Origin of the sequence: Actinoplanes philippinensis (genome assembly GCF_900113015.1) — a bacterium.
GTDB lineage: Bacteria > Actinomycetota > Actinomycetes > Mycobacteriales > Micromonosporaceae > Actinoplanes > Actinoplanes philippinensis.
In genome coordinates, this window is record NZ_FONV01000001.1 from 220,089 (window position 1) to 236,474 (window position 16,386).

The 16,386-nt window shown below is 74.2% G+C and carries 15 protein-coding genes and 1 pseudogene; 5 read left to right on the forward strand and 11 right to left on the reverse strand.

Going from position 1 to position 16,386, the window contains the following annotated elements:
- Positions 1 to 35: 35 nt before the first annotated feature.
- A pseudogene (locus tag BM290_RS00980) lies at positions 36 to 488 on the forward strand (SigE family RNA polymerase sigma factor); the annotation flags it as partial.
- A gap of 170 nt (positions 489 to 658) precedes the next feature.
- Positions 659 to 1,690, forward strand: a complete 1,032-nt coding sequence (locus BM290_RS00985) for a hypothetical protein (protein WP_093608957.1) — start codon at positions 659 to 661, stop codon at positions 1,688 to 1,690.
- A 62-nt stretch (positions 1,691 to 1,752) separates the two neighbouring features.
- On the opposite strand, the gene BM290_RS00990 is transcribed toward BM290_RS00985, so the two are convergent.
- The 3 genes from BM290_RS00990 to BM290_RS01000 form a co-directional block, all read right to left on the reverse strand.
- On the reverse strand, positions 1,753 to 3,480 hold the full coding sequence (locus tag BM290_RS00990) for an ABC transporter ATP-binding protein (RefSeq protein WP_239143338.1): 1,728 nt from the start codon (positions 3,478 to 3,480) through the stop codon (positions 1,753 to 1,755).
- Positions 3,477 to 5,075 carry an ABC transporter transmembrane domain-containing protein gene (locus tag BM290_RS00995; RefSeq protein ID WP_203779151.1) on the reverse strand — a complete coding sequence of 533 codons (1,599 nt, stop codon included), beginning with the start codon at positions 5,073 to 5,075 and terminating at the stop codon, positions 3,477 to 3,479. Before BM290_RS00995 ends, BM290_RS00990 begins: the two co-directional genes overlap by 4 nt.
- Positions 5,076 to 5,172: 97 nt before the next feature.
- Complete coding sequence (locus BM290_RS01000; protein WP_093608961.1) at positions 5,173 to 6,546, reverse strand: MFS transporter; 1,374 nt, start codon at positions 6,544 to 6,546, stop codon at positions 5,173 to 5,175.
- Positions 6,547 to 6,633: 87 nt separating this feature from the next.
- Between BM290_RS01000 and BM290_RS01005 the strand changes: the two genes are divergently transcribed.
- A complete protein-coding gene (locus BM290_RS01005) occupies positions 6,634 to 7,656 on the forward strand; it encodes an Lrp/AsnC family transcriptional regulator (RefSeq protein WP_093609820.1) in 1,023 nt (340 codons plus the stop codon).
- A gap of 142 nt (positions 7,657 to 7,798) precedes the next feature.
- On the opposite strand, the gene prfH is transcribed toward BM290_RS01005, so the two are convergent.
- The 3 genes from prfH to BM290_RS01015 all read right to left on the reverse strand — a co-directional run bounded on the left by prfH (position 7,799) and on the right by BM290_RS01015 (position 10,095).
- Positions 7,799 to 8,407, reverse strand: a complete 609-nt coding sequence (prfH, locus tag BM290_RS01010; RefSeq protein ID WP_093608963.1) for a peptide chain release factor H — start codon at positions 8,405 to 8,407, stop codon at positions 7,799 to 7,801.
- Positions 8,392 to 8,640 (reverse strand): hypothetical protein, encoded by a 249-nt coding sequence (locus BM290_RS49015; RefSeq protein WP_203779147.1) that lies wholly within the window; start codon positions 8,638 to 8,640, stop codon positions 8,392 to 8,394. Before BM290_RS49015 ends, prfH begins: the two co-directional genes overlap by 16 nt.
- A 354-nt stretch (positions 8,641 to 8,994) precedes the next feature.
- Positions 8,995 to 10,095, reverse strand: a complete 1,101-nt coding sequence (locus tag BM290_RS01015; RefSeq protein ID WP_239143337.1) for an RNA ligase RtcB family protein — start codon at positions 10,093 to 10,095, stop codon at positions 8,995 to 8,997.
- 311 nt (positions 10,096 to 10,406) lie between these two features.
- Between BM290_RS01015 and BM290_RS01020 the strand changes: the two genes are divergently transcribed.
- Positions 10,407 to 11,291 (forward strand): poly(ethylene terephthalate) hydrolase family protein, encoded by an 885-nt coding sequence (locus BM290_RS01020; protein ID WP_093608967.1) that lies wholly within the window; start codon positions 10,407 to 10,409, stop codon positions 11,289 to 11,291.
- 63 nt (positions 11,292 to 11,354) lie between these two features.
- Here the strand turns inward: BM290_RS01020 and BM290_RS01025 are convergent, their stop codons facing one another.
- The 4 genes from BM290_RS01025 to BM290_RS01040 all read right to left on the reverse strand — a co-directional run bounded on the left by BM290_RS01025 (position 11,355) and on the right by BM290_RS01040 (position 14,548).
- Complete coding sequence (locus BM290_RS01025) at positions 11,355 to 11,768, reverse strand: hypothetical protein (protein ID WP_093608969.1); 414 nt, start codon at positions 11,766 to 11,768, stop codon at positions 11,355 to 11,357.
- 25 nt (positions 11,769 to 11,793) lie between these two features.
- On the reverse strand, positions 11,794 to 12,645 hold the full coding sequence (locus BM290_RS01030) for a DUF72 domain-containing protein (RefSeq protein ID WP_093609822.1): 852 nt from the start codon (positions 12,643 to 12,645) through the stop codon (positions 11,794 to 11,796).
- Positions 12,642 to 13,268, reverse strand: a complete 627-nt coding sequence (bluB, locus tag BM290_RS01035; protein WP_239143356.1) for a 5,6-dimethylbenzimidazole synthase — start codon at positions 13,266 to 13,268, stop codon at positions 12,642 to 12,644. The genes BM290_RS01030 and bluB overlap by 4 nt, the downstream gene beginning before the upstream one ends.
- Positions 13,269 to 13,504: 236 nt before the next feature.
- Positions 13,505 to 14,548 (reverse strand): LacI family DNA-binding transcriptional regulator, encoded by a 1,044-nt coding sequence (locus BM290_RS01040; RefSeq protein WP_239143336.1) that lies wholly within the window; start codon positions 14,546 to 14,548, stop codon positions 13,505 to 13,507.
- Positions 14,549 to 15,264: 716 nt separating this feature from the next.
- Between BM290_RS01040 and BM290_RS48020 the strand changes: the two genes are divergently transcribed.
- Positions 15,265 to 15,621, forward strand: a complete 357-nt coding sequence (locus BM290_RS48020; RefSeq protein WP_177319526.1) for a hypothetical protein — start codon at positions 15,265 to 15,267, stop codon at positions 15,619 to 15,621.
- Positions 15,622 to 15,727: 106 nt separating this feature from the next.
- On the opposite strand, the gene BM290_RS01055 is transcribed toward BM290_RS48020, so the two are convergent.
- Complete coding sequence (locus BM290_RS01055; RefSeq protein WP_143133560.1) at positions 15,728 to 16,285, reverse strand: hypothetical protein; 558 nt, start codon at positions 16,283 to 16,285, stop codon at positions 15,728 to 15,730.
- Between the last annotated feature and the right edge of the window lie 101 nt (positions 16,286 to 16,386).

The following is a 16,386-nucleotide window of genomic DNA, read 5'->3' on the forward strand; positions in this document are numbered from 1 at the left end:
CTACGCGGAGGGTGGGCCGGTGCGTTCAATAGGGCGTGACGTTCGAGGAATACGCCTACGCGCGGGGGCCGTCGCTGGTGCGGCTCGCCCGGCTGCTCACCGGTGATCCGCATCGGGCCGAGGACCTGGTGCAGGATGTGCTGACCCGGGCCTACGCGCGGTGGGGCCGGATCGGCAGCACCGAACAGCCCGACCTCTACGTCCGGCGGATGCTGGTCAACGCGCACCACTCGTGGTGGCGGCGGCGCAGCAGCCACGAGGTGACGGTTCCGGTGGTCGCCGACGCGGCGGGCGCCGGCGACGAGGCTGCCGCGGTCGACGAGCGCGACGCGATGTGGCGGCTCGTCCAGGCGCTGCCGGTGCGCCAGCGCACGGTGATCGTTCTGCGCTACTACGAGGATCTCGGCGACACGGCGATCGCCGACATCCTGGGCTGTTCGACGGGCACCGTGCGTACCCATGCGGCGCGGGCCCTGACGGCGCTGCGTGCCGCGCCGCTGCTGTCACCGCCCGGACCGCCGCCCTCCCCGCCGGGTGGTCCACCGGCCCCGGCCTCTTCGCCGGCCCCCGCCTCTCCGCCCGCCTCCGCGGCGACCTGCACGCCGGGCTCCGGGCCGGGCGCGTCGCTGACCTCCGCCCTGACGACGGGAGCGCTCTGATGTCGCACGATCTCGAGGAGCGGATCACGGCGAGCCTGCAGGCCCACGCCGGTGCGGGCGTCGACGTCGGAGGGCTGGTCGAGCGGGCGCGCACGCACGGCGGCCGTCTCCGGCGGCGACGCCGGGCCGGCACCGTCCTCGGCGCGGCGGCGGTGGCGGCGATCGTTGCGGGAGCCACCGTCCTCGGCGCCGGCGGGCGCGGATCCGGGCCCGTCCCGATGGTGCTGCCGGCCGCTGCCGATCGGGCGGGCGCCTCGGCGCGGCCGGAGCTCGTCGGCACCGACGCGACCACACTGCACTTCACGGCGGCGGAGCTGACGGCCGGCGCCTCGTCCGTCACCTGGGCGGCCGGCGGCGGGGTGGAGAGCGTCGAGGTCCGGGGTGATCCGATGACGGCGTTGTTCGTGCTGGCCCGTACCGAGAAGGATCTGGCAGCGGAGACACGGACGCTCGGGGCGTCCGGTGATCCGGTGACGACGTACGACGTGCGGGTCGGCAACCGGCCCGGGGTGGCCTGGGTGGACGGGCTGCCGGGCGGCGCGGGGGTCTGGACGGTCCGGTGGCAGCCGGCCGACGGGTTGTGGGCGAGGCTGGAGACGTTCGCGCACACCCGGGAACAGGCGGTGGCGGTGACCGGGACGGTGCGCTTCGACGCCGCGCAGCGGTGCACGACACCGTTCCGGGTGCCCGGGGCGCCCCTGCTGAGCTGCAGCGTCACCCTGGGCGACAGGGGTTTCGAGGAGGGCGCGCTGCGGCTCGGTGACGACGAGCGGTGGTTCTCGCTGCGGGTGGAACGGGCCCGTCCCGGCACCCGGCCGGACGACACCGCCGGCGGTGACCTGAGCGCCGGGCCGTACGAGGTGAGACGCCGGGGCGACGGGGTGCTGACGATGGTCGTCGGCGGGTGCTCGGTGAGCCTGGTCCGGGAGGGGTGGGGCGACCGGGACGACAGCGCGAGCGAGGCCGAGGCGGTGCGATTGCTCTCCGGGTACCGCCAGGCCGGCGATCTGGACGACGTCGCCGCCTGGTAGTGCCCGACGCCCCGCGCCCGCATGTCGGTGTGGGCGCGGGGCGTCGGCGGATCGCTGCGGCGCTATCCGACGGGCATGCTCTCGCCGCCGTGCCAGGAGCGCCACAGCGCCGCGTAGGGGCCGTCGGCGGCGACCAGCTCGTCGTGGGTGCCGAGTTCGATGATGCGGCCGTCGTCCATCACGGCGACACGGTCGGCGTCGTGGGCGGTCTGCAGGCGGTGGGCGATGGCGATGACGGTACGCGAGTGCAGCACCGCCGCCAGGGACCGTTCGGCGGTGCGTGCCGCGGTGGGGTCGAGCAGCGCGGTCGCCTCGTCGAGGATGACCGTGTGCGGGTCGGCGAGGACCACCCGGGCCAGGGCCAGTTGCTGGGCCTGCGCGCCGTCGAGCGGGTGTTCGCCCAGGTCACGGTCGAGGTCGTCGGCCCAGTCGGCGCCGACGGTGCGCAGCGCCTCGTGGAGTTCGGTGTCGGGGGCGGCGACCATCAGGTTCTCCCGCAGCGTCTCCCGGAACACGTGGTGCTCCTGGGTGACCAGGACGACGTGGCGGCGCAGCTGGTCGGGCGGCAGTTCGGCGATGGGGACGCCGCCGACGGTGACGCTGCCGGCGGTGGGCCGTTCGACGCCGGCGACGAGACGGCCGAGGGTGGACTTGCCGGCGCCGGAGAGCCCGACGATGGCGAGCCGTTCGCCGGGGCGGACGGTCAGGTCGACGTCGTGGAGCACGTCGCGGCCCTCGTCGTACGCGTACCGGACGGCCCGTACCTCGATGCGCTCGTCGGTCGGCTCCCGGTCGGTCACGAGTGTGGGGGCCGGGACGGTGCCGAGGCCTTCGACGCGGGCGAAGGACGCGCCGCCGGCCTGCATCTGGTCGAGGAAGATCAGGATGGTGTCCAGGGGACTGACGAGCTGCCGCAGGTAGAGGACGGCCGCGGCGACGGTGCCGACGGTGACCCGGCCGTCGATGTGCAGCAGGCCGCCGAGGACGAGGGCGAGGACGGCGGGCACCGCGTACGACGTCTCGGCGATCGGGAAGAACACGCTGCGCAGTCCGAGGGTGATGAGCCGGGTGCGCCGGGTCTCGGCGAGCGCCGCGTCGCCGGCGGTGACGCGCCGCTGGTGGAGCCCGAACGCCTCGACGGTGCGGGCGCCGTCGGTGGTGGCGGCGATCTCGTCGGCGAGCCGGGAGGTGGCGGCGCCCTCGGTGAGGTAGGCGTTGCGGGCGCGGCGGAGGTACCAGCGGGTGACGAACCAGATGCCGGAGAACCCGATGACGCCGACGATCCCGAGCAGCGGGTCGAGGACGACGACGGCGACGATGAGGAACACCATCTGCACGAGCCCGACGAAGATCGGCGGCAGGAAGTCGCGCAGCGCGGTGGCGACGCCGTCGACGTCGGTGCTGCCGCGGGCGGCGAGGTCACCGGCGGGGGTGCGCTCGACCACGGAGGCGGGCAGGCCGAGCACCCGTTCGAGGAACGTGTCGCGGATGCGCGCGGCGGTGCGTTCGCCGAACCGGTAGGCGGCGGACAGGGCGTATCGCGACAGCAGGGTCTGGGCGACGGCGCAGGCCAGGACGGCGGCGGCGAGCCGGTCGACGTCGGTGATCCGGCCGCCGGCGGCGACGGTGTCGATGATCCGGCCGAGCAGCCAGGGGCCGCCGAGCCCGGCGAGGGCGGCCAGCGAGCTGAGGGCGAGCATGCCGGTGACGGCCCGGCCGTCGGCGGCGACCAGCCGGCGGGCGGCGAGGAGGACCTCGCGGGGGCTGGCGACGGGAAGCAGGATGTTCACCGGTCGGCTCCGAACGCGCGGGCCACGAGGGCGCGGTATCCCGGGACGGCGGCGAGCAGCTCCCGGTGGGTGCCGGTGGCGGCGACCCGGCCGCCGACCAGGTAGTGGACGGTGTCGGCGCGGTCGAGCAGCACCGGCGAGGTGGTGGCCAGGACGGTGCCCCGGCCGGTACGCGCGGCGCTGAGCCGGTCGGCGATGGCCGCTTCGGTGTGCGCGTCGACGGCCGAGGTGGGTTCGGCGGCGAGCAGCATCTCCGGGTCGGCGTAGACGGCCCGGGCCAGCCGGATGCGCTGCCGCTGCCCGCCGGACAGGTTGCGCCCGCCCCAGTCGATCGGCCGGTCCAGGTCGTCGCCGACGTCGTGGGCGACAGCGGTGTCGAGGGCCTGGCGGACCCGGTCGTCGTCGGGTTCGGCGGCTCCGGCGACGACCGCGCGCAGCGGCCCGGCGAACAGGTCGGCGTCGTGGGTGGCGACCAGGATGCGGCTGCGGATGTCGGGCTGGGCGATCCCGGTGAGCGGCCGCCCGCCCCAGGTGGCGTCGCTGGGCAGGTAGCGGCCGAGCCGGTCGAGGATCTCGGCGGCGTCGGCGGGCCGGTCGCCGGCGAGCGCGGTGAACCGGCCGGGTTCGGCGCACACCCCGGAGCCGGGGTCACGCAGCGGGGCCGGGCCGGGCGGTCCGGGCTCGCCGGCCGGGTCGTCCTCGGGCAGGCGCAGGAAGTCGGTGATGCGGCGGGCGGCGACGATGCCGCGGGTGACGTCGAACCCCACGAAGATCATCACGTTGACCGGGATGACGAGCATCGCGGTGTAGCCGTACACCGCGACGAGCTGGCCGGCGGTGAGGTCGCCGGCGACCGCGAGCCGGGCGGCCAGCCAGATCACCACGGCGAGGAAGACCACCGGCAGGCCGTCGCCGAGCGCGCCGATCCAGCTGGACGGCCCGCCGACCCGGTAGCCCTGGTCACGCAGTCTCGCCGACTCCCGCCGGTAGCGCTCCAGGTGCGCCTCCTTGCCGCCGAGCCCGTTGAGGATGCGCAGGCCGCCGATCACGTCGACCAGCCGGCCGTTGAGTTCGCCCTGGTGGTGGCGGTACCGGCCGGCGGCCCGCTGGGTGCGGCGCAGCAGCGGCGCGATGATCAGCGCCAGCACCGGCACGCCGACCAGCACGACCACGGCGAGCAGCCCGGAGATCTGCTCCAGCAGCACCGCGACCACGCAGAACGCGACGATCGAGGCCACCCCGACCCCGCCGGCGTTCATGGCGCGGCCGACGGTCCACACGTCGGAGATGCCGATGGTGACGACCTCGCCGGCGGTCACCCGGCGGGGCAGGGCGGCGCCCAGCCGGGTGGCGTGCGTCATCACCAGGTCGGCGGTCCGGAGCGCGGCGGCCAGCCGCAGCTTGGTCATGTTGCGGTGCCGCATGATGCCGAGGCCCGCGCTGGCCGCCCCGACGAGCAGGATCACCGCGGCCCAGGCGAAGAGGACACCGGCGCGGCGCGGCGCGAGGCCGCGGTCGATGGCCTGGGAGATGAGGTACGGCGTGACGGCCAGGCTGACGAACCACAGCGACCCGAAGATCGCCCCGCGCGCCACCCACCCTTTCACCTGTCGTGCCAGCCACCACAGATATCGGACGGGTCCGCGCGTATCCACCACGACGGCCATGCTGCCGCACCGCCGCCGGGGCCTGTCACCCGATTTTCACCGGCTGTTCCACCTTCGGGCGGGCCAGCAGAACCGTCATCAGGGCCGCGACCAGGGCGAATCCGGCGGCGAGGAGAACCGCGTCACTCAACCCGGCGGCGTACGCCTTCTGCTGAGGGGAGACATCCGCGACGACTGTGCCGAAGATCGCAACACCGAACGCGAACCCGAGCTGGCGGAACGTGTTGAGCGCCCCGCCGGCCATGCCGCTGCGCTCGTGCGGCACCTCGGCCAGCACCGCCGACGACAGCACCGGCAGCACCACCCCGGCACCCAGTCCGACCAGGATCAGGCCGGGGATGAGCACGGCCGCCCCGCTGTCCGCCCCGACGACCGACTGGGCGGCGTCGCCGGCCGCGATCAGCAGCAGTCCCAGCCCGATGGCCAGCCACGGCCGGGCCTGCTGCAGGAACCGTCCGGCGAACGCGCCGACCAGCAGGGCGGCCCCGCTCAGCGGCAGCGCGCCGAGCAGCCCGGCGTCGACCGGCCCGTACCCGAGCACCCGCTGCAGCCAGATCGTGGCGAACGGCAGGTACGCGAAGGCGGCGGCCTGGCACAGGAACGCGGCGACGATCAGGCCGGTGAACGCGGGCCGCCGGAACAGGGCGAGATCCAGCATCGGGGCGGCGGACCGGCGTTCCACGGCGACGAACAGGGCGGTCCCGGCGAGTCCGAGGGCGATCGGGCCGAGCACCGCGGCGGAGGCCCAGCCGTCGTCGGCGGCGCGGATCAGCCCATAGACCAGGGCGGTGGCGGCGAGGGTGAAGGTGATCGTGCCGGGGACGTCGAAGCGGCCGGCCCGGTCGGAGCGGGACTCGGTGACCGTACGCAGCGTGACCGCAACCGCGACCACGACGATCGGCAGGTTGACCAGGAAGATCCACCGCCAGCCGAAATGTTCGGTGAGCAGGCCGCCGGCCAGCGGCCCGGCGGCTGTGGCGGCGCCGTTGACAGCGCCCCACACGCCGAACGCGACACCACGATCGCGGCCACGGTAGGTGACGTTGAGGATGGCCACGGTGGTGGCGAACATCGCGGCGCCGCCGACGCCCTGCAGTGCCCGGGCGGCGACGAGCGTGTTCACGGTCGGCGCGACGGCGCAGAGCAGCGACGACAGTCCGAAGATCAACAGCCCGGTGAGGTACGTGCGGCGACGGCCGTAGCGGTCGGCGAGCGCTCCGGCGCCGAGCAGCAGGGCGGCCAGCGCCAGGGCGTAGCCGTCGAGGACCCAGGCCAGGTCGTGCGGGCTCGCGCCGAGGTGGCCGGCGATGCTGGGCAGCGCGACGATGACGATGGTGACGTCGACGAGCAGCAGGAAGGTGCCGAGACAGACGGCGATCAGGGGTGACCACTTTCGCATGCGCCGTACTCTGCCGCCTGCCCTCCGGAACACACCACGTCATCGGCGGTATGCGGCGGATCTCGACATCGAGCTAGGGTGGCCGGCGTGGAAATCGACATGCTGGACCGGCAGATCGTGCACGCGCTGCGGGTCGACGGGCGGGCCGGCTACCGGGAGATCGGCGCGGTTCTCGGCGTCTCCGACCAGACGGTGGCCCGGCGTTACCGGCGGCTGCGGGAGAGCGCCGGGGTGCGGGTGGTCGGCATGCCCAACCCGATCCGGCTCGGCTACGAGTCGTGGATGCTGCGGCTGCACACCTCGCCGGACATGGCGGCGCCGCTCGCCGACGCGCTGGCCCGCCGGCCCGACACCGCCTGGGTGAGCGTGTTCTCCGGCGGCACCGAGATCTCCTGCCTGGCCCGGCTCGCCGCGCACGAGGACCGCGAGTCGCTGCTGCTGCACAAGCTTCCGCGTACGCCGCGGCTGGTGTCGGTGACCGCGCACTGCCTGATCCACCATTTCGTCGGCGGCGCGGTCGGCCCGGACCTGCGCGACGCCGCGCTGACCGCGGAGCAGATGGCCGCGCTGGCGCCGGACGGGGTGCCGTCGCCGCCACCGCCGCCGTTCACCCTGGCCGGGCCGGCCACCGCGGGGCCACCGGCCGGCAGCACCCCGGTGCGTCTGGCCGACGGCGACGACGCGCTGCTGCAGGTGCTGTCCCGCGACGGCCGCGCCGGTCACGCCGAGCTGGCGGCGGCGACCGGCTGGCCGGAGTCGACGGTCCGCCGCCGGATGCGGGAGCTGCGCCGGTCCGGTGCGCTCTACTACGACGTCGAGGTGCATCCGCGGGTGTTCGGCTTCCACGCGCCGGTGCTGCTGTGGGTGACGGTCGCCCCGGCCCGGCTGGCCGCCGTGGGGGCGGCGCTGGCCGGGCACGAGGAGGTGGTGTTCGCGGCGGCCACGACCGGCTCGACGAACCTGGTGGCCACGGTCGTCTGCACCGACATGGCGGCCTTCTACCGCTACCTGACCGAGCGGATCAGCGGCCTGGACGGCGTCGACCGGGTCGAGTCGTCGCCGTTGCTGCGGCACGTGAAACAGCTCGGCGCGGTGACCGCCCGGATGTGAACACCCCGTTACGTTCCGGCTGCCCAGGCAACCATCGACAACCGGCGGGCGTCTTGATCGATGAGGGCGGTGGCACCGGTTCGGGCCACCGCCCTCATCGCCAGGGTCGTTCGACACGGATCGGGGTTGCCGCTCTGATCGGTCAGGGGCGCTCGACACGGGTCGGGTTGCCGCGGACCAGCTCGTCGTGGATCCGCCAACGGGCCGTCCCGGCCGCCTGCGAGGCCGCGGCGTCACCGGCCGCCAGCCGCTCCCGGATCAGCCGCAGCGCGATGCTCCGGTTCAGGCCGAACTGCCGCTCGGTGTCGGCGACCACCACGATCCCGCTGGGCCGGTGGGTGGCCCGGACCGCGGTGCTGGCCTTGTTGCGGTGCTGCCCACCGGGCCCGCCGGTCCGCGTCGGCACGATCTCCACGTCCGCCTCGTCGAAGACGGTCCGCCGCTCCTCGACGGAACACGGCCGCGCGGTCACGTACCAGTTCTTGCGCCCCGGCCCGGCCCGATACGGGCTCGGCGCCTGCCAGCACAGCGTCCCGCTCCACGACGCCGCGAACCCGGCCGCCCCGTCACCACTGATCTCCAGCAGCACCGACCGGTAGGTCCCGGCCCGTTCCCCGGCCACGGTCTCCACCCGCCGGGTCACGATCTCCCGCTTCGCGGCATCGGCCTCCAGCCGATCGACCAGCCGGGCCAGCGCCCATGAGCACTCTTGCGGTCCGCGTCCGGCAGAAACCATCAGATGTACGGCCATCGTGCCCCCCTTCCACACGGTGCGATCCCGCTCGCCCCCGTAGGTGCGACAACAGCCGCCGCCGGGGAGACCGCCGCCGTCGCCCCCGCGGCGTTCACTCCCGCCGCCGTCTCAACCGCCGCCATGAAGACCGCCGCCGTCGCCCCCGCGGCGTCCACTCCCGCCGCCGTCTCAACCGCCGCCATGAAGGCCGCCACCGTCGCCCCCGCGGCGTTCACGTCCGCCGGGGTCACGCCCACCTCCGGAAGGGGGCGATGCGGCCCGTTCCGGGCGGCCGGGACGCCGCCGCGCGGCATCCGGTGACCGATCCGGCGCCGCGGCGGGGCTCCGGCCCCGTGGGCACGGGGCGATGCCCCCAGCCGGTGTCCGGCGCGGGCCGGGCCGCTCGTTTCCACCAGCCGATCACCGGCCCTCACCCCCGGCCGTGTGCCGCGATCCACCCCGCTGCGGCGGCCGGCTGAAGAAGACCGGCCGTGGCGGACGGTCGGCGAACCGCCGCCACCGCAGCGCCGGCACACATCCGGTCCTTGCCCGCCGCGCGGACGACGTGGCTTCCGGCGACGGGGCGCCGGCTGATGCGGCCGTGCTCATCGCCGGCCTCCCTTCCGCGGCGCGAGATCGGCCGTCTTGTAGGTGACCAGCGGAACCGTGCTGACGATCGGGGTGGCGAGGTGGTGGGTGACGAGGTCACCGACGACCTGTTCGATCCGCTTGTAGGCGGTCGGCGCCTCCTCGAAGAGCAACTGCCGGTCGCCGCAGACCACGATGGAGCCCACGGCCGTACGCCGAAGCTCCTCGATCGTGTGTTTGGCCCGGCCGCGCCGCAGCGCGTCGGTCCGGGACATCTTGCGTCCGGCGCCGTGCGCCACCGAATGTCCGGCGGCCGGGCCGGCGTGGCCGGCCACCAGGAAGGAGTGGGTACCGCGGGTGCCGGCGATCAGCACGTCGGCGCCGTCGCCGGGCGCGGCGCCCTTGCGGTGCAGGTAGAGCCCGTCGCGGATCTCGACGGAGTTGTGGCAGACGTCGGTGACGGGGTCGCCGAGGTCGGCGCCGAGCGCGTCGGCGACCCGCTCGGCCATGATCCGCCGGTTGAGGTGTCCCCACCGGACGGCGTCGTCGTGCGCCGCCAGGTAGGCCGCGGGGTCGGCGGCCGGGCCCGCGCCGTGCACCTCGGTGTGGGCGCGCAGGATCCGCTCGCCGAGGCCGCGGGAGCCGCTGTGCACGATGAGGACGGTGTCCCCGGCGGCCAGGCCGAGCCGCTCGGCGTGGCCGCCGTCGAGGACCGCGCCGACCCGGGCGAGTTCGACGAAGTGGTTGCCGCGGCCGACCGTGCCGAGCTGGTCGGTGTATCCGGCGGGCACGTCGAGGCCGGTCGCCTCGGCCGGCACGTCGAGGTCGGGGAAGCGGCCGGCCAGCCGTTCCGGGACGACCCGCTTGAGCGTGAACGGGTAGACGGCGATGCCGCAGCCGATGTCGGAGCCGACGAGGAACGGGTAGAGCACCGACGAGAGCATGGCGGCGCCGATCGGGGCGCCCTTGCCGGGGTGCAGGTCGGGCATCCCGGCGACGTGGATCATGCCGTTCAGGGCGGCGACCTGGTGACACTGGTCGACGGCGCCGGACTCGATCCAGCTGGCGGGCGCGGCGAAGATCTCGACGGTGGCACGGGTGGACTGCTGCTGAGACAAAATGCTTCTTCCCATGACGGTGGGGCGCGGCCCGCGGAGGCGGGGGGCGCCGGGCTGAGGGCACGGTTCACGGCACGCCGACGAGGGCGGTGCCGGAGGCGGCGCGGAACGCCGCGACAGGGTGCGCTGGGGAAGGCCTCAGTACGTCATGCGGTCCACCCAACCGGACCGGCACGGTGACGGCAACCGATTTTCCGGCCGGGCCATATCGCGGCGGCAGGGGGCGGGCCGGGATTACCGACTTTGTTACCGGCCGGTTAACTTATCGACATCCATCGATTATTGGAGCCCCAATACCCCAGGGAGTTCCCATGCCCGTTCCTGCCCGTCTCCCGGCCCGCCGCAGGGCTTCCCTGCTGACCGCCCTGTGCGCCGCCTTCGTCCTGGCGTCGCCCGCAGTGCCGGCCGCGGCCGCCAACCCGTACGAGCGCGGCCCGGCCCCCACCAACGCCAGCATCGAAGCGGCCCGCGGCACCTTCGCGATCGCCCAGGTCACGGTGGCGCGTTCCAGCGTCTCCACGTTCGGTGGCGGCACCATCTACTACCCGACCGACACCAGCGCCGGCACGTTCGGCGCGATCGCCATCTCCCCCGGCTTCACCGCCTCGCAGTCGAGCATCGCCTGGCTCGGCCCGCGCCTGGCCTCGCAGGGCTTCGTGGTGATCACCATCGACACCCGCAGCACCCTGGACCAGCCGGACAGCCGCGGCACCCAGCTGCTGGCCGCCCTCGACTACCTGACGAACACCAGCTCGGTGCGCACCCGCATCGACGCCACCCGCCTCGGGGTGATGGGCCACTCGATGGGCGGCGGCGGCAGCCTGGCCGCGGCCCGCACCCGGCCCGCGCTGCAGGCTGCGGTCCCGATGACGCCCTACCACAGCACGAAGAGCTGGACCACGGTACGCGTCCCGACGCTGATCATCGGCGCCGAGAACGACACGGTCGCCCCGGTGTCGTCCCACGCCGAGCCGTTCTACACCAGCCTGACGGCCGCGCCGGACAAGGCCTACCTGGAACTCAACAACGCCACCCACTCGGCGCCCACCGAGGGCGGCAGCGTCACCGTCGCCAAGTACAGCCTCTCCTGGCTCAAGCGGTTCATCGACAACGACACCCGCTACGACCAGTTCCTGTGCCCGGCCCCGTCCGGCACCGCCATCCAGGAGTACCGGGACACCTGCCCGCACTCCTGAGGCCCGACCCGCAGGGCCCGGCCGGACGGCCGGGCCCGCACCGGCCGGCCGGGCCGTCGCCGCTCAGTCGGCGAGCCAGGTGTGCAGGTCGCCGCCGTACGGCGTGAACGCCACCGCCGCCAGCGCCAGCCACACACCGATCGCCAGCAGCGCGCGCCGCAGCCGCCGGCCGTCGCCGTCGCGGCGGGCGCCGGCCACCGCGAACCCGCCGAGCAGCACACCGAGCGTCACCACCGGGACGACGAGCATCGCGGTCAGCCGGGCGATCCCGAAGATCCACGCGAACGGGTTGGTCATCGAGTCCCAGCCGAACGGGATCGCGTCCTTCGGGTCCCCCAGCCGGTCCAGCCCCGGCGCCGCCAGGGCGCCCCAGTCACCGCTGCGCACCACCGCGAGCACCAGCACCCCGAACCCGCCGAGCAGGTACAGGGCGAGCAGCAAAAACTGCGCCGCACCCAGCAGCCGCGTCTTGATCATGGACGGCAACCTACAACGTGGACGGTCAGAACAGCGTGGGCGGGCCCTCCGGTTCGAGAGCGGACAACGGCGGCGGTACGGGCAGCGGCTCCAGCTGCGGCACCAGCGCCCGGACCTCGTCATGGAAGCGGCGGCACAGCTCCGGCGCGTCCGCGTTGTCCGGGGTGTGCACGAAGAACGTCGGCGACCGGCCCTCCCGCAGCCACCCGGCGACGATCGGCACCCAGCGCTGCCAGCCGCCGACGGTCCGGTCGGTGGCGTCCCGGCCCAGATAGCGGACGATCGGGCGGTCGGTGAGGGCCGCGGTGCGCAGCGGCATCCGGGGCTTCTTCAGCCACGCGTCCCGTTCGGCGTCACTGGTCGGCGGCGTCCGGAAGAACTCCGTCGTGTCGAACGGCACCCACTCGGCGCCGGCCGCGGCGAGCACGTCCTCCAGGCGGTCCGGGTCGTGGAAGAACACCGGATCGCGGACCTCCACGGCGTACCGGAAAGAATCCGGCAGGCCCCGCAGGAACCGGGAGAGAGCCGGCAGGTCGCCCGGCCCGAAGGAGCCGGGCAGTTGCGCCCACAGGGCGTGCACCCGGTCGCCGAGCGGCTCGATCACCCGCAGGAACTCCGACAACGCGGCGACGTCGGCCAGCGCGCCGCCGTGAGTGACCTCGCGCGGCAGTTTCAGCACGAACCGGAAGCCGGCCGGAGCCTGCTCCGCCCAGCCGGCGACGGTCGCCAGGGTCGGCGTCGCGTAGAACGTCGTGTTGCCCTCGACCGCGTTGCACCATCCGGCGTACGACCGGAGCCGATCCGTGCCGGACACCGGCAGGAACCGGCCCTGCCACGACTTCAGGCTCCACATCGCGCAGCCGACGTGCAGCCTCACCGCGACCCCCACCGATCCGCGTGCACGGCCAGGTCGAGGGGCCGCCGCTGCCGCCAGCCGTGCCGTTCCAGATCCGGAACCCGCTCGAGATGACTGACCGGGCCGACGCAGAGCCAGGCCACCGGGCGGATCCCGGCCGGGATGCCGAGCAGGTCGCGCAGGAAGTCCTCCCGGTAGAACGACACCCAGCCGACACCGAGACCCTCGGCGGTCGCGGCCAGCCACAGGTTCTGGATCGCCAGGCAGACCGAGTAGAGCCCGGCGTCGGCGATCGCGTGCCGGCCGAGGACCGCCGGGCCGCCACGCTGCGGATCGTAGGTGACCACGATCGACAGGCCCGCCTCCAGCACCCCGTCGATCTTGATGCGGGCGAACCGCTCGGCCTCCGCCCCGCTCAGCGTCGCGGCGAAGACGTCCCGCTCGGCGCGAACGTGCTCATGGAAGGCCGCACGCACCTCGCCCGACCGGATCAGGACGAAATCCCACGGCTGCGAAAGGCCGACACTGGGCGCGGCATGCGCGGCGGCGAGAATCCGCTCCAGGGTGTCGGGCGCGACGGCCTCCCCGGTGAACTCCGCCCGGACGTCGCGGCGGCGGTGGATGACGTCGTAGAGCCCGTGGATCACCGGGCGGACGGTACCAGCCGCGCCGCCGTCCGCCATCAGCCGCCCTTGCCCGGCGCCGGCCGGCCGGTTCTCCGCTGCAACGGACGGCCGGCCCCCTCGGCGCGGCCGGTCTTCCTCGGCGCGGCCGGTCTCCCTCGGCGCGGCCGGTCTCCCTCGGCGCGGCCGGTCTCCCTCGGCGCGGCCGGTCCCTCTCGGCGCGGCCGGTCCCTCTCGGCGCGGCCGGCCGGTCTTCCTCAGCGGCGGACGGTTCCGGTGGAAGCTCGGGCGACCAGGGCGGGGACGAAGGTGGCCTGCTCGTGGACGTGGGCCGGATTGGTGGCCTCGTCCAGCACCAGGCGGGCGGCGGTCCGGCCGAGCTCCTGCCGGGGCTGGCGGACGGACGTGAGCGGGACAGCGGCCGCGGCGGCGAAGTCGATGTCGTCGAAACCGACGATCGCCAGGTCGTCGGGGACCCGCAGGCCGGCAGTCACGGCGTGCTGCAGCAAACCCAGCGCGAGCAGGTCGTTGGCGCAGAACGCGGCGGTCGGACGGCGCCGGGACGGCAGACCGGCGAGCCGCTCCCCCGCCGAGCGGCCCTCGTTGACGGTGAGCGCCTCGGTCGGCAGATGGATCAGATCCTCCTCGGGCATCCCGAACTCGGCCCACACCGCACGCGCGCCCTGCAGACGCTCCCGGACCTGGCCGATACTGGCCGGCCCACCGACGAACGCGACCCGCCGATGTCCGCGATCGATCAGATGCTCGACGGCGATCCGCCCACCGAGCACGTCGTCGACGGCGACCGAGCAGTGCCCGCCGGCCCGGCTGAACCGGTCGACCATCACGAACGGCAACCCACGCTGGGCGAGATCGGCCAGATGCGGGGCGTCCGGGTCGACCGGGGTGATGAGAATGCCCTGGACCCGCTGCTGCAGAAGCCGGTCGAGGTGCTTGGCCTCACGCTCGGACCGCCCGCTGCTGTTGCAGACGAACAGCGACAGATCAGCGTCCTCCGCGGCGGTCTCGATGCCCTCGGCGACATCGTGGAAGAACGGGTTGCCCCCGTCGAGCATCACGTAGGCCAGGGCCCTGCTGGTGCCGGCACGCAGCTGACGGGCCGACTCGTTACGCACGAACCCGAGCTCGGCCATCGCCCGCTCGACACGCTCCCGGGTGGCGGCGCTGACCACCGCGGGCCGGTTGAGCACGTTGGAGACGGTCCCCAGAGACACCCCCGCGGCGGCGGCGACGTCCTTGACCGAGGGGGCTCGACCGTTGCGGGGCTGCTGAGTCAACACCTGGGCCTCTCTAATCGTGGCGGGGGCGGGCGCCCTGATCGTACGCACGCCGCTTGAAACATTTCAATCCCACCCGGAGGCACAGAGGCGTAGCAATGTGTATACCAGGGCCGTTGCCGACCACAGCGCCCCCTCGGACCGCGCTCCGGCCCCTCACCGAACCAGCCCCCCGACCGGCCGCACGAAACCAACCCACCGCCGCGCCTCACGAGAGCCCACCCTCCGCCGCCGGTCGCCCCTCCCCAACCCGGAGGGAGGCGAGCCGCACGCCGCTCCTCCGGCTGGCAGGAAGCCCTCGCGGTCCAGCGTAAAGGCAGAATGGCCCGCGCTCACACCTCCAACGGGATCCACGAGGCGAGACCCTTCTAGCCTTCCTCGACGTCACCGCGCGCCATCGTCCCGCCGCCCTCGCCATCGCGCCCGCCGGCCCTCACTAATCGCCTCTCGCCCCGTGGCCTTCTCCTCTGGGCCTCGCCGTCGCCCGCGGCCGTCGCCGTCGCCGTCGCCGTCGCCGTCGCCCTCGCCCTCGCCCTCGCCCTCGCCCTCGCCCTCGCCCTCGCCCTCGCCCTCGCCCTCGCCCTCGCCCTCGCCCTCGCCCTCGCCCTCGCCGAGATCATCCACGGTTCGGCTCCGGTGGGGCGGGGCGGGCGCGACGAAGGTTCGGCTCGACGAGGGGTGGTCGGGTGAAGGCGGCGTAGGTTCGGGCGGTGGCGGAGATGCGGATCGAGGACGCGTTCCCGGATCCCGCCGGAGGGACGGCGGTCACCGGGCGGCTGACGGGTGGCCCGGTTCGGCGTGGCGACACGCTGTGGCTGATCGGCACAAACGAGATTGACGCGGACAGGACCAGCGCAGACAAGGCCAGCGCGGACAGGACCAGCGCGGACAATACCAGCGCGGACAAGAACGGCGTGGCCGTCGAGGTGCGGCGGTTTCTGCGCCTGTGTGGCCGTCAGGACGACGAGGTGGCGCATCGGGAGGAGAACGCGGCAATCGTTCTCGACGGACTGCCGGCGGGTTTGACGCTCATCGGGCTGATGCTCACCAGCGTTCCACCGGGGGCTCAGCCCTAGATCGCCAGAATGCCGGGAGGGCGGGTCGGCCGAGACGCGACTCCGTTCGGGAGGCCGACCGCACGAGCGGCGGCATCGGACTGGACAGCGGTTCGGTGGGGGACGGTCAGGCAGTCAGGAGGGTGGCCGCCGTGGCTGCCAGCAGGAGGGCGGCCAGGAGCAGGCCGGCTCGCTGGACCGGGGGCAAGGTGGGGAGGGCGGTTATCCGATGGAGGATCGGGCCGGTCGGGGTGGCCAGGATCTCCACCGCCTTCACTACCCCTCGGCGGGGTTGCCGGGCCGGGATCAGCCGCACGTGGTCGCGGGGGCGCAGGGCGCCTCGTGGGGCGTCGGTTCGCAGCGTCACCGGGAGCCTTTCGCCGCCGGTCAGCCTGACCGTGAACTCCCAGACGGTGGCGGTGTCGCGGGCAATCGGACGGCGGTGGTGGGCGAACGCCGTCGCGGCCACCAGCGCGGGCGGGGTGAGGATGCCGAGCGCCAGCAGGGCGGTGCCGACCTCGCCGGTGAGAGCCCGGCCGGTCCAGGCGGCGATGCAGATCAGGGCGGCCGCGGTGACGGCCACCAGGCCGGGGGCGGCGCTGTCGGGGACGGTGGCGGCGGTGATCCGGACCTGGCCGACCACTGTCCCGGACACCGGTTCGAGAGCGGGCGGCTGGTGGATCATGCGCGCGGGTCCAGGGCGCGGGCGTCGCGGTGGTTCACCAGTTCGCCGGCCGGCGACGTGGGGACGTGAGCGACAGGCGGGAACGGCGGTTCGCCGGCCGG